This window comes from Nocardioides psychrotolerans, from assembly GCF_900113685.1.
Taxonomy (GTDB): domain Bacteria; phylum Actinomycetota; class Actinomycetes; order Propionibacteriales; family Nocardioidaceae; genus Nocardioides; species Nocardioides psychrotolerans.
Genome location: NZ_FOQG01000010.1, coordinates 14068 through 29544 on the forward strand (window position 1 = coordinate 14068; position 15477 = coordinate 29544).

A 15477-nucleotide genomic window follows, 5' to 3' on the forward strand; every position below is an offset into this window, starting at 1 on the left:
ACGCATGACGGACCTCGTCGCACGCTCCTGAGCCAGCTGGTGGGCTTCAGCTGGTGGGCTTGTCGGCTCCCACGACCCACATGGCGAAGAACTGAGAGCCGCCGCCGTAGGCGTGGCCCAACGCCTTGCGGGCGCCGTCGATCTGGTGCTCGCCGGCCGCGCCGCGCACCTGGAGGGCCGCCTCGCCGAAGCGGAGCATGCCCGAGGCGCCGATCGGGTTGGACGAGAGAACCCCTCCGGAGCAGTTGACCGGGATCCGGCCGGTCATCGCGGTCTCACCCGACTCGGTCAGCTTCCAGCCACCACCCTCGTCGGCGAAGCCGAGAGACTCCAGCCACATCGGCTCGAACCACGAGAACGGCACATACAGCTCGGCCATGTCGATCTCGTCGATCGGGCTGGTGATGCCGGCCTGCTTCCAGAGGTGGGCCGCGGCATTGCGGGAGGCCTGCGGGTTGACCTGGTCGCGCTCGGCGGCCGAGGTCGACTCCGAGCGCATCGCCGTGGCGTGGATCCAGGCTGGGTTCGGTGAGGCGGCAGCGGTGTCCTCATCCACGATCACCATCGCGCAGGCGCCGTCGGAGGACGGGCACGTCTCGTCGTAGCGGATCGGGTCCCACAGCATCGTCGAGGCGAGCACCGACTCCACGGTCGTGCCCTCGTTGTGCAGGTGCGCGTAGGGATTCTTGAGCGCGTTGTTGCGGTCCTTGGCGGCCACGATCGCGCCGACGTGGGTCGGCGCTCCGGAGCGACGGATGTAGGAGCGCACGTGCGGCGCGAAGTAGCCGCCCGCGCCGGCGTGCACGGGCATGTTGAACGGCAGCGGGATCGAGAGCGCCCACATGGCGTTGGACTCCGACTGCTTCTCGTAGGCCACCGTCAGCACCCGCTTGTGCACGCCCGACTGCACGAGCGACGCGGCGACGATCGCGGTCGAGCCGCCGACCGAGCCGGCCGTGTGGACGCGCAGCAACGGTTTGCCGGCCGCGCCGAGCGACTCGGCGAGGAACAGCTCGGGCATCATCACCCCCTCGAACAGGTCGGGCGCCTTGCCCACGACGATCGCGTCGATGTCGTCGAGGCTCATGTCGGCGTCGACGAGTGCCCGGTCGATCGCCTCGCGACACAGGCCCGCCATCGACAGGTCCTCGCGCTTGGCGCGGTGGTGGGTCTGGCCGATGCCGACCACGGCTGCAGGCTGCTTGCCCATCAGGCTCCGCCCTTTCCGGTGCTTGATTCGAGGACACACAGCAGGTTCTGCTGGAGGGCGGCGCCGGAGGTCGCGTGAGCGACGCCCTTGTCGATCTCGCCGGACCAGATCCGGCGAGCCGTCTCGCCGATGCGGATGCCACCGGCGGAGAACATCGGGTTGCCGCTCAGCGGGCCGCCCGACGGGTTGATCCGCACGTCGTCGGCCAGGCCTAGCTCGCGGCTCAGGATGAGCTCCTGGTGGCTGAACGGCGCGTGCAGCTCGGCGACCTCGACCCCGTCGAGGTCGAGCTGGGCAGCCGCGTTGGCCGCGCTGGGCGCGCGCGTCAGGTCGCGCGTGCTCATGCTGGCCGAGTCGGTGAAGTGGGAGATCCCGGTGATCCAGGCCGGCTTGTCGCGCACTCCGAAGGCCCTGTCGCCGGCGGCCAGCACGATCGCGGCCGCGCCGTCGGTGACCGGGGCGCAGTCGTGCTTGCGCAACGGGTCGGCGTACATGGGCCGGGCGAGCAGCTCGTCGACGGAGGAGCCTCCCTTGCGCAGCGCGTAGTCGTTGGCCTCCGCGTCGGTGAGCGAGCGGTTGACCACCTCGGCCATCGCCCGCTCGTCCCACAGCCCGGCGTCGAGGCCCGCGCGGGCCTGGAGGCCGGCGAGCGACACGGTGTCGGGCCACAGCGGCATCATCGTGTAGGGGTCGAGCTGGAGGGCGAGCGTGCGGCGCAGGACGCCGGCCGAGCTCTTGCCGAAGGCGTAGACCAGGGCAGTGTCGACCTCACCGGTCTGGATCTTGATCCAGGCCTCGTACATCGCCCAGGCCAGGTCCATCTCGACGTGGGACTCGTTGACCGGCGGGTCGACGCCGATCGTGTCGACCGCCTGCACGAACGAGAAGGCACGCCCGGCGAGGTAGTCGGAGGAGCCCGAGCACCAGAAGCCCACGTCGTGGCGCGTCCAGCCGGTCTGCTCGTAGCACTCGGTCATCAGCGGGACCAGCATCTCCACGCAGGTCGGGGACCCGTCGAAGTCAGGCATCTGTCGCTGGGCAAAGCCCACGACGGCAACGTCTCTCATGTTCTCGCCCTCAGAGGTGGTTCTTGTAGGTGTCGTAGTCCGCGTCCGGGTCACCGGTGGGCGCGAAGTGGTCGATGTTCTCGAGCGAGTAGGTCCACTCCTCGCTCGGCTTCCAGACCGCCTTGACCCGCGTGCCCATCCGGACCTCGTCGGCCGGTACGCCCAGGATCAGGTGGAGCAGGGCGATGTCGGCGCCGTCGAGCAGCACGTAGGCCGACACGTAGGGCGGGGCGATTTTCTGGCCGAGGAACGGCACGTTCACGATGCAGAACGTCGTGATCGTGCCCTCTCCGGTGAGCTCGATCTCGCCCTCGGTCGGAGTCCCATCGGTCGGGCAGGCGCTGCGCGGCGGCACGTAGACCTTGTCGCAGGTCGGGCAGCGCTGGCCGAGCAGCCGGCCCTCGTGCAGGCCGCGGTAGAAGGTCGACTCCTCCGGGGACGCGGCGTAGACGTAGTCGAGCGAGACGGTGGTGACGACACCGGTGACCAGGTCGTCCTCGAGGATCCCGCCGCCGGCGGGTCGCGCGGTCGACTCGTCGCCGAGCGGCTCGAAGCACGCGATGTCGTTGATGTGACCGACCCGCTCCGCGGCCCAGCGGACCTGCACGCGCATCCCGGTGCTGATCTCGTCGGGAGAGGCCACGTCGACGGCGTGGAAGAGCGGCCGGGTCGCGCCGTCGAGCGTGACGAGGGCGAAGGCGAAAGGCCGGTCGAAGGGCTGGCCGGCCACCGGTTCGGGCACCCAGGTCCAGGACGTGACGGTGCCGACGGGGGAGACCTCGACGAAGTCGGTGGTCTGCACGTGCGTGACCGGGTCGTACTCCAGCGGAGGCACGACGACCTCGCCGGCCGACGTACGGCCTGCGACGAGCACGCCGTCACGGAGCCCGGTGAGGAAGCGGCCGACGACGGGCCCGGTCGATCTGGTGTAGTCGAACGCGACCGTCACGGGCGCTGACAAGGTGCGGTTCATGGCCGAAAGTGAAACACGTTCTAGATTTCACGGCAAGCATTCTGCGAAGGTGTTCGCATGAAACTTGGTTTACAGCTGGGCTACTGGGGCGCGCAGCCACCGACGGGCACCGCGGAGCTGGTCGCGGCCGCCGAGGAGGCAGGGTTCGACGCCATCTTCACCGCCGAGGCGTGGGGATCGGACGCGTTCACGCCCCTGGCGTGGTGGGGTCGCGAGACCTCCCGCGTGCGGCTCGGGACCTCGATCGTGCAGATGTCGGGCCGGTCCCCGACGTCGATCGCGATGCACGCGCTGACCCTCGACCATCTCAGCGGCGGCCGGGTCGTGCTGGGCATGGGCGTGAGCGGTCCGCAGGTCGTGGAGGGGTGGTACGGCCAGCCGTTCTCCAAGCCGCTGGCCCGCACCCGTGAGGTCGTCGACATCATCCGCCAGGTCCTCGCCCGCGAGGACAAGGTCACCAACGACGGCCCCCACTACCCGCTGCCCTACGACGGTCCGGGTGCGACCGGGCTCGGCAAGCCGCTCAAGCCGATCGTGCACCCGCTGCGGGCCGACATCCCGATCTGGCTCGGCGCCGAGGGCCCCAAGAACGTTGCCCAGACCGCCGAGATCGCCGACGGCTGGATCCCGATCTTCTACACGCCCACGTCGGCCGGGATGTATCAGCCGTGGCTCGACGAGGGCTTTGCCCGCACGGGTGCGCGCCGCACCCGCGACGACTTCGAGATCGCTGCGACCTGTCACGTCCAGATCGTCGCGAACGCCACCGAGAAGCAGGCCGTGATCGACACCATGAAGCCCGTCGTGGCGCTCTACATGGGCGGCATGGGCGCCAAGGAGCAGAACTTCCACAAGATGGTCTTCGAGCGGATGGGCTACGGCGAGACGGCCGACCAGGTCCAGGAGCTCTTCCTCGGGGGGAAGAAGGACGAGGCGACCGCCCTCATCCCCGACGAGCTTGTCGACGACATGCACATCATCGGCACCGCCGGCGAGGTCAAGGAGCGCGCCGCCCAGTGGGAGGAGACCGGCGTGACCACGCTGCTGCTCAGCTGCCGCTCGGTCGAGGAGCTGTGCACGATCGCGGAGGTCCTGGCCTAGGCTGTGCCCGTGGTCGAGCGCAACGTCCTGGGTGGTGAGCTGGAGGAGTGCGGCACCGATCCCATGACAGGCTTCTTCCGCGACGGGTGCTGCACCACCGGTCCCGAGGACCAGGGCAGCCACACCATCTGCGCCGTGGCCACCGCCGAGTTCCTCGAGCACCAGCGCAGCATCGGCAACGACCTGTCGACGCCCATGCCGCTCTACGGCTTCCCCGGCCTCCGGCCGGGTGACCGTTGGTGCGTCACCGCGGTGAACTGGGCCCGCGCCCACGCCGACGGCGTCGCCGCCCCGGTCGTCCTCGCCGCCACCAACGAGGCGGTGCTCCGGCTCGTGCCCCTGGCCACCCTGCAGCAGCACGCCGTCGACGTACCGGGCGACCTCAGCGGTCTCGACCTCTAGACCCGGGCTGAGCTGAGCCGCCGGGCGCCTGAGGATGATCCACAGAGGTGGACCTCGGGATCGCCGACCTCAGCCAGGTGGCCACCGCCCTGGCCGGCTCCGCGCGCACCCGCCGCCACACGGTCGAGACCCAGACACCGACCGGGCACACCTACCGATCGCGTGCGCCTGCGCCGCTTGGCCATGTCGAGCTCGACATCCTCGCCTCACCGGTCGAGAAGATCCTCATCGCCTGAGCGGCCCGATGGGCGGACTCACTCTTGGGGGCCGGCTTCCGTTCGAGCCAGGCGCTCGCGACTCAGATGCCGAACCGGCTTGCCGAGCGACGCCGCGTAGGCAATCTCTCGTCGGGTCGACTCACCTACGTAGCCGCCTGGATCCACGTTGTACACCTCGTCAGCCATGCGAATCTTGTGGAAGTGCACGCCGCCGAGCCGCTCCTTCAGGTCCGAGCTGTCGGCTGTCCAGTCGTAGTCCGGCAGATCGGGGAGGCTGAACATTCCGAGGCTGATCACAACGCACCCTTCCATCGTGAGCCGCTGGCTGACCTCCGCGAACTCAGCCTCAAACTTGGTCGAGCCGCAGAGCGTGATGACCTTCGCCTCGCCCTCGGCCGACTGCGGCGCCTGCTGGTCCTCCATGAGGTTCATGATCGGTGAACGGCAGGACGAGTGTTTCGCCGCCCCCTGGAGGTCCGCTCGTGCCGCAATCAGCGAGCCGGTGTCGCAGCGGACTGCGTAGTCGGACGTACTCAATCGTCCGCACCCACTTTCCTTCCGCCTGAAGCCGGTGCGCGGGAGGCCAATGCGTACGTCCGACTACGCGACCCGGCGGCGGGTAGGGCGGCGACGAGGCTAAGCAGGTCGTGACGCCATGGCGTCACCAACATGGGGGACGTCACGCGGCACGTGCTTGAGTTAGTCCATGAACAAGATCGTCGATGTCGACTACCTCGTGATCGGAGCCGGGGCCAGCGGCATGGCCTTCACCGATGCCCTCATCGACCACTGCGATGCCCGCGTCGCGCTCGTGGACCGCCGGGCGCAGGTCGGCGGCCACTGGCGCGGCGCCTATCCCTTCGTCCGGCTGCACCAGGCCTCCACGTTCTACGGCGTCGCGTCGACCCTCCTGGGCGGCGGGCGGCTCCAGCAGGACGGACCCGAGGCCGGGCTGCACGAGCGCGCCGACCAGGCGACCATCTGTGCCTACTACGACGACGTGCTCGCCACGCGGATGGTCGGGCCGGGGCGCGTCGAGCTGTTCCCGGGCTGCGACTACACCGGCGGGCGCGGGGTCGTCTCGGGGGAGACCGGGGAGCGCTTCGAGGTCCCGGAGAACTGCCGGGTCGTGGACGCGCGCTACCTCGCGCCCGAGATCCCCGCCGAGACACCGCCCCGCTTCGTCGTCGGCGACGGAGCGACGGTCATCCCGGTCAACGACCTGGTCGGGTGGGAAGGCGCCCCGAGCCAGTACGTCGTGGTCGGTTCGGGCAAGACCGCCACCGACGCGGTGGTGTGGCTGCTCGGGCAGGACGTCGACCCCGACGCGATCTGCTGGGTCCGCCCCCGCGACCCGTGGATGCTCAACCGTGCTCACGTGCAGCCCGATCCGGCCGTCTACCTCGCCATGGTCGCCGAGATGATGCGTCTGGCGGCGGACGCCACGTCGCTGGATAGCCTGTTCCTCCACCTGGAGGACGCCGGGATCATGCTGCGGGTCGACACGTCGCTCACCCCCACGATGGCCAAGGCTCCGACGCTCGGCGCGTGGGAGCTCGAGCTGCTCCGCACGATCGAGGACGTCGTACGACGGGGGCACATCACGAGCGTTCGTCGCGGTCGCATCGACTTCACCGAGGGGTCGGTGGCCGTCGCCGACGACGCGCTGGTCGTCAACTGCGCCGCCGACGGGCTGAGGAACCCGCCCCGGCTGCCGATCTGGACGCCGGAGGCCCTCACGCTGCAGCCGATCCGCGCGGGCTTCCCGTGCTTCGGCGCGGCGCTGGCCGGCTACGTCGAGGCGACCCGGGACGACGACGCGGAGAAGAACCGGCTCTGCCCGCCGTCGTCCTACGGCAACTCGCTCGTCGACTGGGCCCGGATGAACGTGCTCGGCACGCGCGCGGCGGCTGCCTTCGGCGCCGAGCCCGACATCAAGGCGTGGGCGGACGGTGTCGCGCTCAACCCCGCGCGGGTCGCGCCGGACCACCCCGGCTCCGCCGCGCTGGACGACGCGCGCGCTCGCCTTGCCGAGCACACGGGCCCCGGCCTCGAGCGACTGGCGGTGCTCGGCGGCCTCGAGGGCCCCGCGTAGGCTCCGGCTCTCGACGACAGCGGGAGATGGGGCAGCGACATGGTGGCAAGCAGGTCGGCTCGCGAGCGCAAGGCCCGGGCCGAGGCCGGTCCGCTGGCGAGCGTCAAGATCGACGTCGACGGGAGCCAGCAGTTCATCTACAAGATCGGCTGCACCGAGTGCGTCGCCAAGGCACCCGCGAAGTGGTCGGCCTACCGCGCCGGCGAGGACAACGGCTACATGGCCGCGATGGACCGCTGGACCTTCCACCTCACCCAGAAGCACCCGGGCGCGGAGGCGCCCTGCCTGGCCTACCTCGACGCCGCCCAGCAGCGCCTCCACGAGCGACGCGAGGGCTCGCTCGACTCGTGAGCGCCGAGCCCGAGCGCCCCGAGCGCCCCGAGAGCCCCGAGCTGTCGAACCCGTAGGCGTCCGCTCGTGGCCGTTGCCCATTCCTAGAACACGTTCTAGTGTGCTCGCGTGACCGACACAGACACCGACACGATGCGCACCGGCACCCACAACGGCAACCTGATGGTCGCGGCGCTGAAGCGCCACCGCGACAAGGACGTCATGTACCTCGGCGACACCACGCTCAAGGGCGGTGAGGTCGCCGACCAGATGAGTCGCTACGTCCAGGCGTTCGAGGCGCTGGGGGCGGGGACGGGCACGTCCGCGGCGTTGCTCGCGCTCAACCGGCCCGAGGTGCTGTTCATCCTGGGAGCCGGGCAGACGCAGGGCTTCCGGCGCACGTCGCTGCACCCGCTCGGCTCGGCCGACGACCACGCCTACGTCATCAACGACGCCGGCATCACGACGCTGATCATCGACCCCTACTTCACCGAGCGCGCGCTCGCGCTGTTGGAGAAGTGCCCGGGCCTCACGCAGGTGCTGACGATCGGGCCCGTCCCGGACGAGCTCGCACACATCGGCACGGACCTCGTGGCCGCCGCCGCGTCGTACGACGCCGTGCTGCTGACCGCGAAGGTCCTCCCGCCCGACCACATCGTCTCGATCACCTACACCGGCGGCACCACCGGCAAGCCCAAGGGCGTGATCGGAACGTCGGCTGCGATGTCGACGATGACGCAGGTCCAGCTCGCCGAGTGGGAGTGGCCGGAGAACCCGCGCTTCCTGATGTGCACGCCGCTCTCGCACGCGGGCGCGGCGTTCTTCGTGCCGACGGTGATCAAGGGCGGGTCGCTCTACGTGCTCTCGCGCTTCGACCCCGCCGAGGTGCTGAAGACGATCGAGGAGCAGAGGATCACGGCCACGATGTTGGTGCCGTCCATGCTCTACGCGCTGATGGACCACCCCGACTCCCACACCCGCGACCTGTCGTCGCTCGAGACCGTCTACTACGGGGCCTCAGCGATCAACCCGGTCCGGCTCAAGGAGGCGATCGACCGCTTCGGGCCGATCTTCGCGCAGTACTACGGGCAGTCCGAGGCGCCGATGGTGATCACCTACCTCGCCAAGGAGGACCACGTGACCGGAGGCGACAGTCGGCTGTCGTCGTGCGGCCGCCCCAGTGCCTTCATCCGTACGGCGCTGCTCGGCGAGGACGGCCAGCCGGTCCCGGTGGGGGAGCCGGGCGAGATCTGCGTGTCGGGGTCGCTGCTGGCCGGCGGCTACTGGAACCTGCCCGAGGAGACCGCCGAGACGTTCCGCGACGGCTGGATGCACACCGGCGACGTGGCGCGCGAGGACGAGGACGGGTTCTGGTACATCGTGGACCGGACCAAGGACATGATCGTGACCGGCGGCTTCAACGTCTTCCCGCGCGAGGTCGAGGACGTCGTTGCCGAGCACCCGGCGATCGCGCAGGTCGGCGTGATCGGCACGCCCGACGAGAAGTGGGGCGAGGCCGTGACTGCCATCGTCGTCCTCCGCCCGGGCTTCGAGCTGTCCGACGAGGTGGACGCCGAGATCAAGCAGATGGTCAAGGACCGCAAGGGCGCCGTGCAGTCACCCAAGCAGATCATCGCGACCGACGCGCTGCCACTGACCGGGCTCGGCAAGCCGGACAAGAAGGCGCTGCGCGCGACCTACTGGACCGGCGAGCGCTCCGTAGGTTGAGGGGGTCGGTGGAGACCCGAGGTCAGCGCTCGCCCCGCAGTCGGTCCCAGACGAGGTCGGGAACCTCAGCTGTTCGTGAACCGGGGGGCCCGCTTCTCCGCGAACGCCCGCGGGCCCTCCTTGGCGTCGTTCGAGGCGAAGACAGCGGCACCGACCCGGGCGTCGTCCTGCCAGCAGTCGTCCTCGTGCTTGCCCTCGGAGTCACGCATCGTCCTCAGGATCGACTGGACTGCGATCGGCCCGTTGGCGGCGATCAGGTCGGCGATCTCGTGCGCCTTCTCCAGGGCGGTGCCGTCGGGGACGACGTGGCCGATCAGGCCGACCTCCTTGGCCTCGGGCGCCTTCATCTGACGTCCGGTGAGCAGCAGCTCGGCGGCCACCGTGTAGGGCAGCTGCCGGATCAGGCGCACGGCCGAGCCGCCCATCGGGTAGAGGCTCCACCGCGCCTCGGCCACGCCGAAGCGCGCCGACTCGCCGGCGACCCGGATGTCGGTGCCCTGGAGGATCTCGGTGCCGCCGGCGATCGCCGGGCCCTCGACCGCGGCGATGAGCGGCTTGGTCAGCCGGAAGCCCTTGAGGAGTCCCTTGATGACCGACGGGTCGTACTCCCCGGACTCGAAGCTCTCCGACGGCGGCCTCTTCGACATCGACTTGAGGTCCGCGCCGGCGCAGAAGTAGCCGCCCGCGCCGGTGAGGATGCAGACCCGGATCGAGTCGTCGGAGTTCACCCGGTCCCACGCGTCGCTCATGATCTGGAGCATCTCCCCGGAGAGCGCGTTGCGCGACTCCGGACGGTTCATCGTGACCACGAGCTTGTGGCCGATCTGCTCGACGAGGCAGTGGGGCGCCTCGGCAGGTGCGTCAGTGGGGGTGTCGGCGGGTGCGTCGGTGGTGGCATCGGTGCTGGTCATGGCGTGAGGCTAGCGAAAAACAAGAACGTGTTCTAGTCTCGCCGCGTGGCCCACAACATCGCTGACCTCTTCGAACACGCCGTCGACGCCGCGCCCGACAAGCCCGCACTGCGGGTGGGGGACCGGACCGTCACCTATGTCGAGCTGGAGCGCGAGGCCAACCGTCTCGCGCACTACCTCCAGGCCCAGGGCGTCCAGCCGGGGGACCATGTCGCCATCTACGCGAAGAACAGCGTGGAGCACGTCGTCGCGGTGCTGGCCATCGTCAAGATCCGCGCGGTCAACATCAACGTCAACTACCGCTACGTCGAGGGCGAGCTCAACTACCTCTTCGAGAACGCCGACGTCGTCGCGCTCATCCACGAGCGCAGCTACGCCCCGCTCGTCGCGGCCTGCGCGCCGAAGCACGAGCAGCTGAAGACGTTCGTGGTCATCCCCGACATCCTCGAGCCCGAGGACTCCAGCGCCGACGTCTCAGGCCTGATCGCGGGCTACGGCGGGGTGCTGCTGACCGACGCGCTGGCCGACCAGAGCGACGAGCGCGACTTCGGGCCGCGCAGCAACGACGACCTGCACATCATCTACACCGGCGGCACGACCGGCTTCCCCAAGGGCGTCATGTGGCGCCACGAGGACTTCTGGCGCGTCCTCGGCGGCGGCATCGACTTCTACACCGGCGAGCCGCTCTCGGAGATGGACCAGTCCGAGCAGGCCAAGCTCGAGGGTCGCATGACCACCTTCCCACTCAGTCCGCTGATGCACGGTGGCGCCCAGGCGGGGTTGCTGATGCACCTCTTCGCCGGCCACCTGACGGTGCTCGAGCCGAAGTTCGACGCGCAGCGCACCTGGGAGGTCATCGAGCGTGAAGGTGTCCAGCTGATCTTCATGACTGGCGATGCGATGGCGCGTCCGCTGATCGAGGAGTTCGAGCGCAAGGCCGCGACCGGCACGCCGTACGACGGGTCGAGCCTCTTCGCGATCTCCAGCAGCGCCGCGATCTTCAGCCCCCCGATCAAGAAGCGGTGGATGGCCGCCTTCCCCAACAGCATCTTCACCGACTCGGTCGGCGCCTCGGAGACCGGTTTCCAGGGCATGGGCATGCAGGACAAGGACTCGATCAGCAGTGACGGGCCCGTCGTCGGGCTCGGTCCGGCCAGCGTCGTGATCGGCGACGACGGGCACGTGCTCGACCTGGCGACCAACGTGGGCAGGATCGGTCGGCTCGGTCGCGGCGGCTCGGTGCCGGTCGGCTACTACAAGGACCCCGAGAAGTCGGCCAAGACGTTCCTGCAGATCGACGGCGAGCGTTACTCCGTGCCCGGTGACTTCGCGCGCATCGAGACCGACGGGCGCGTCACGCTGCTCGGGCGCGGCTCCAACTGCGTCAACACCGGCGGCGAGAAGGTCTATCCCGAGGAGGTCGAGATGGCGATCAAGGGCCACCCCGGCGTCTACGACTGTCTCGTGGTCGGACTGCCCGACGAGAAGTACGGCCAGACCGTGGCCGCCGTGGTCCAGCCGCGGGAGGACCACACCGTCACGCTCGAGGACCTGCGCGAGTTCCTCCGTGGGTCGCTGTCCGGCTACAAGCTGCCGCGCGCGTTGACGATCGTCCACGAGATCCCGCGCAATGCCACGGGCAAGGCGCAGTACCCCAAGGCCAAGGAGCTGGCGCTCAGCGGCCAGACCGAAGGAGCAGGTGCCTGATGCGTAGCCCGCTGTGCGATGCCTTCGGCATCGACTACCCCATCTTCGCCTTCACCCCCTCCGAGCACGTCGCGGCCGCGGTCTCGCGCGCCGGCGGGCTCGGGGTCCTCGGCTGCGTGCGGTTCAACGACACCGAGGAGCTCGAGCGGGTCCTGACCTGGCTCGACGACAACACCGACGACAAGCCCTACGGCGTCGACATCGTGATGCCGATGAAGATCCCGACCGAGGGCACGTCGGTGGACCTGAAGGCGATGATCCCCGACGAGCACATCTCGTTCGTGGAGCGGACCCTGCTCCAGCTCGGAGTGCCGCCATTGCCCGAGGGCGAGGGGCGCGAGGGCGTGCTCGGCTGGCTGCACTCGATCGCCCGCTCCCACCTCGACGTGGCGCTGAAGCACCGACCGGTGTTCATCGCCAACGCCCTGGGCTCGCCGCCCAAGGACGTCATCGACAAGTGCCACGAGCACGGGATCAAGATCGGCGCGCTCGCCGGCGCCGCCAAGCACGCGCTCAGCCACGTCGAGAACGGCGTGGACATCATCATCGCCCAGGGCTACGAGGCCGGTGGCCACACCGGCGAGGTGGCCAGCATGGTGCTGACCCCCGACGTCGTCGACGCAGTCGGGCCCGACGTACCCGTCCTCGGAGCGGGTGGCATCGGCTCCGGCCGCCAGATCGCGGCTTCGATGGCGCTGGGTGCGCAGGGCGTGTGGATGGGGTCACTGTGGCTCGGCACCGAGGAGTACCGCGGCATGGGCAACAACAGCGAGGCCTGGGAGACCGCCTTCACGCGCGCCACGAGCAGCGACACCGTGCGAACCCGCGTCTACACCGGCAAGCCTGCCCGCCTGCTCAAGACCAAGTGGACCGAAGCGTGGGCCGAGGACGGTGCGCCGTCGCCGCTGCCCATGCCCCTGCAGAACCTGCTGGTCGCCGAGGCACACAACCGCATCAGCGCCGCCAACGACCCCGACGTCATCTCCATGCCCGTCGGCCAGATCGTCGGCCGGATGAACGAGGTGCGGCCGGTCGCCGAGGTCATGGCCGACCTGGTCAGCGAGTTCGAGGAGACCGTCCGCAGGCTGGACAAGATCTCGGGGTGACATGACGCCGAAGGGCGCGGATCGTTGAGGATGGCATGGTGACGACAGACACAGCCGCTGCTCCCGCGACGCCCGCCCGCGCCACCGCCGTACGACGGCTGCTCGTCGCCGGGGTCAGCCTCGCTGCCTGCTTCTCGGGGCTGTCCGTCGCGGGGCTGCTCAGTGCGGAGTCCTCGCCGTTCCCGCCGGCCGTGCCGGAGGCGACGTGCGGCCCCGGCGCCCGCCCGGAGACCGATATCCAGGGCCGGGTGCCCACCCGCGACTACGACAGCGGTCGCGTCCGCCGGGGTTACCAGTGCAACACCCGCCAGGTCTCCCACGAGGGGGCGACCGGAGGCTTCAAGGTGCTGCGCTACACCGACAGGACCGGTCGCACCTGCGCGTACTACGACTCCACGAGGCTCTTCCCGCTCGACGCGCCGTTCCAGGTGCAGTCCGGTTTCGGCGTGGTCGTGCTCGACATGAGCGACCCGTCGCGTCCGCGCCGGACCGCCACCCTGACCTCGCCGGCGATGCTGAGCCCCCACGAGTCGCTGCTGATCAACGACCGCCGCGGGCTGATGGGCGCCGTGCTCGGCAACGCCTCGACCAACGCCGGCATCCTCGACCTCTACGACGTGCGCACCGACTGCCGTCGCCCGCGGCTGCTCTCCTCGACGCCGGCCGCGGTGCTGGGTCACGAGAGCGGCTGGTCGCCCGACGGTCGCACCTTCTACGCCTCCAGCACCGTCGGGCAGACGCTGGTCGCCATCGACGTCACCGACCCGTTGCTGCCGCGGCCGGTCTTCACCCAGCTCGGCGTCAACTACCACGGCATGCGGCTCTCGCCCGATGGCCGCACGATGTATGCCGCCAACATCGGCAACGACGTCTCCGACGGCACCTTCCCCGGGCAGGGGCTGCGCGTCATCGACGTCAGCGAGATCCAGGACCGGGTGCCGAACCCATCCGTGACGGTCCTCTCCGACCTGGTCTGGCGCGAGGCGTCGATCCCGCAGGTCTCCCAGCCGTTCCGTCGCGGCAAGCGCAGCTATCTGCTCCAGGTCGACGAGTTCGCCAACTTCGGCCTCACCGACTTTGCCGGCGCCGAGGTCGGCGCCGCGCGGATCATCGACGTCACCGACCCGCGCCGCCCCCTCGTCGTCTCCAACCTGCGTCTCGCCGTCCACCAGCCCGCCGGTCGCCGCAAGGCGTTCAACGACCCGGGCGCGAGCAGCCCGGTCGGCGGCTACGCCGGTCACTACTGCTCGGCGCCCTACCGGCAGGACCCGAAGGTGGTCGCCTGCTCGATGATCGGCTCTGGCCTGCGGATCTTCGACATCCGAGACCTGAAGCACCCGCGCGAGCTCGGCTACTTCAACCGGCCGGTCCAGAGCGCGATCCCGATCAAGACCGGCGCCAACGCGCTGTCCCAGCCGGCGTGGGACGTCAAGCGCCGCTCGGTCTGGTACACCGACGGCAACTCCGGCTTCTACGTCGTCAAGCTGACCAACGGCACCGGGCGGCTGCTCCAGCGCTGACCTACTGGTACGGCGTCGTGCGGGCGACCGCGAGCGCGCGGGCCAGGTCGAAGGGGTGGCTCTGCTGGTGCAGCCAGGGGCGTCCGGTCCAGACGAACCCGTCCACGTGCTCGGCGGCGAGCGCGCGCACCCGTGCGGGCAGTCCCCAGGCGGGGGAGCCGACGTCGGCGGTCGGCGGGATCCCTAGCGTGACGCACCGCAGACCGGCCGGGGTGCGGCACGTGGCCGCGTCGTCGAACGGCCTGCCCCGCGGGTCGGCTGCCCATTGCGCGTGGGTGAAGGGTCGACCGTTCTGGGTCGTGTCGACGACGAAGTGCTTGCCCGGGAGTCCGCGGGCGGCCAGCCCCGCGACCACCTCGGCGCCGTAGGAGACCTGCGACGACGTCGCGTCGTAGTGCGTGGTGTTCAGCGCGAAGCCGCGCACGTGCTCGACGCCGAGGTCGACGAGCAGTTGGACGGCATCGTCGACGTGCAGCCAGTCGGCGGCGCCGGCATCGAGGTAGACGTGCGTGTTCGGCAACGCGGCGAACGTGCGCGCGGCCCACGCGACGAGTTGCGACGGGACCTTCGAGCCGCGCGGCGCGCACCGCGCGAACGGCCCGTCCGGCTGCAGCACCATGAGGGTGTGGGTCTCGCCGAGAGCGGAGGCGAAGCGGTTGATCCAGCGGCGGTAGCTGGCCTTCTCGGCCCTGGTAGGCAACCGCGTGCAGGCCTCCTGCTCCCACGGCATGACCCGGAAGACGGTCATCGGCACGAGCACCTCGGGGTCACCGCCGGTCGCCGTCGCCACGTAGTCGCGCACCTTGTCGGCGATCGTGTCGTCGCTGATCCAGTCGCCGAACCACTTGCTCTTCGGCTGCAGCGCGATCTTCGCGAGCAGCGTCTTCCGCTGACCGGTCGCCCGCTCGTAGGGCTCCCACACCAGCTCGGCCGCTCCGCGGTAGACGCCCCACGCCCTGCCCGCCAGGGGGTTGTCGGCGGAGGTGGTGGAGGTGGTGGAGGTGGGGGCGGCGGTCGTCGTGCCGACCTCCTGGTCGGGGGCCACCGCGGCCAGGGCAGCCAGCAGCGCCAGTGAGAGAACGAGTCGGCACAGCACTCGACCACGGTAG

At 70.0% G+C, this 15477-nt stretch carries 15 protein-coding genes; 9 read left to right on the forward strand and 6 right to left on the reverse strand.

Annotated features, from left to right (window positions below; translation table 11 throughout):
- Positions 1-46 precede the first annotated feature (46 nt).
- Genes BM204_RS12955 through BM204_RS12965 form a run of 3 tightly spaced genes read right to left on the reverse strand, consistent with a single transcriptional unit; the run spans position 47 to position 3250 of the window.
- Positions 47-1210 carry a thiolase family protein gene (locus BM204_RS12955; protein WP_091114011.1) on the reverse strand — a complete coding sequence of 388 codons (1164 nt, stop codon included), beginning with the start codon at positions 1208-1210 and terminating at the stop codon, positions 47-49.
- A complete protein-coding gene (locus BM204_RS12960) occupies positions 1210-2277 on the reverse strand; it encodes a thiolase family protein (RefSeq protein ID WP_091114014.1) in 1068 nt (355 codons plus the stop codon). Before BM204_RS12960 ends, BM204_RS12955 begins: the two co-directional genes overlap by 1 nt.
- Before the next feature lie 10 nt (positions 2278-2287).
- A complete protein-coding gene (locus BM204_RS12965; RefSeq protein WP_091114016.1) occupies positions 2288-3250 on the reverse strand; it encodes a Zn-ribbon domain-containing OB-fold protein in 963 nt (320 codons plus the stop codon).
- Between the two features lie 57 nt (positions 3251-3307).
- Between BM204_RS12965 and BM204_RS12970 the strand changes: the two genes are divergently transcribed.
- Genes BM204_RS12970 through BM204_RS12980 form a run of 3 tightly spaced genes read left to right on the forward strand, consistent with a single transcriptional unit; the run spans position 3308 to position 4989 of the window.
- Complete coding sequence (locus BM204_RS12970; RefSeq protein WP_091114018.1) at positions 3308-4351, forward strand: LLM class F420-dependent oxidoreductase; 1044 nt, start codon at positions 3308-3310, stop codon at positions 4349-4351.
- A 9-nt stretch (positions 4352-4360) separates the two neighbouring features.
- Positions 4361-4753: a DUF2237 family protein gene (locus tag BM204_RS12975; RefSeq protein WP_091114307.1), complete on the forward strand. Its 393-nt coding sequence runs from the start codon at positions 4361-4363 to the stop codon at positions 4751-4753.
- 47 nt (positions 4754-4800) lie between these two features.
- Positions 4801-4989 (forward strand): hypothetical protein, encoded by a 189-nt coding sequence (locus tag BM204_RS12980; RefSeq protein ID WP_091114021.1) that lies wholly within the window; start codon positions 4801-4803, stop codon positions 4987-4989.
- 18 nt (positions 4990-5007) lie between these two features.
- Here BM204_RS12980 and BM204_RS12985 read toward each other — a convergent pair whose 3' ends face one another.
- Entirely contained in the window at positions 5008-5394 is a 387-nt protein-coding gene (locus BM204_RS12985) for a hypothetical protein (protein WP_091114309.1), read from the reverse strand.
- Positions 5395-5677: 283 nt separating this feature from the next.
- Here BM204_RS12985 and BM204_RS12990 point away from each other — a divergent pair, with 283 nt between their 5' ends.
- From BM204_RS12990 to fadD8, 3 genes are all read left to right on the forward strand, one after another.
- Complete coding sequence (locus BM204_RS12990; protein ID WP_091114024.1) at positions 5678-7066, forward strand: NAD(P)-binding protein; 1389 nt, start codon at positions 5678-5680, stop codon at positions 7064-7066.
- A 39-nt stretch (positions 7067-7105) separates the two neighbouring features.
- Complete coding sequence (locus BM204_RS12995) at positions 7106-7417, forward strand: hypothetical protein (protein WP_091114027.1); 312 nt, start codon at positions 7106-7108, stop codon at positions 7415-7417.
- 108 nt (positions 7418-7525) lie between these two features.
- Positions 7526-9124, forward strand: a complete 1599-nt coding sequence (fadD8, locus tag BM204_RS13000) for a fatty-acid--CoA ligase FadD8 (protein WP_371863253.1) — start codon at positions 7526-7528, stop codon at positions 9122-9124.
- Between the two features lie 65 nt (positions 9125-9189).
- On the opposite strand, the gene BM204_RS13005 is transcribed toward fadD8, so the two are convergent.
- Positions 9190-10035 (reverse strand): crotonase/enoyl-CoA hydratase family protein, encoded by an 846-nt coding sequence (locus BM204_RS13005; RefSeq protein WP_091114029.1) that lies wholly within the window; start codon positions 10033-10035, stop codon positions 9190-9192.
- 45 nt (positions 10036-10080) lie between these two features.
- Here BM204_RS13005 and BM204_RS13010 point away from each other — a divergent pair, with 45 nt between their 5' ends.
- The 3 genes from BM204_RS13010 to BM204_RS13020 are packed head-to-tail and all read left to right on the forward strand — an operon-like array spanning position 10081 to position 14368.
- On the forward strand, positions 10081-11742 hold the full coding sequence (locus tag BM204_RS13010) for an acyl-CoA synthetase (RefSeq protein WP_091114032.1): 1662 nt from the start codon (positions 10081-10083) through the stop codon (positions 11740-11742).
- The gene (locus tag BM204_RS13015) at positions 11742-12848 is read left to right on the forward strand and encodes an NAD(P)H-dependent flavin oxidoreductase (RefSeq protein ID WP_091114035.1); all 1107 of its coding nucleotides are present in this window, start codon (positions 11742-11744) and stop codon (positions 12846-12848) included. Before BM204_RS13010 ends, BM204_RS13015 begins: the two co-directional genes overlap by 1 nt.
- A gap of 38 nt (positions 12849-12886) precedes the next feature.
- Entirely contained in the window at positions 12887-14368 is a 1482-nt protein-coding gene (locus BM204_RS13020) for an LVIVD repeat-containing protein (RefSeq protein ID WP_170259149.1), read from the forward strand.
- 1 nt (position 14369) lies between these two features.
- On the opposite strand, the gene BM204_RS13025 is transcribed toward BM204_RS13020, so the two are convergent.
- Positions 14370-15464 (reverse strand): glycoside hydrolase family 6 protein, encoded by a 1095-nt coding sequence (locus BM204_RS13025; RefSeq protein ID WP_143099766.1) that lies wholly within the window; start codon positions 15462-15464, stop codon positions 14370-14372.
- Between the last annotated feature and the right edge of the window lie 13 nt (positions 15465-15477).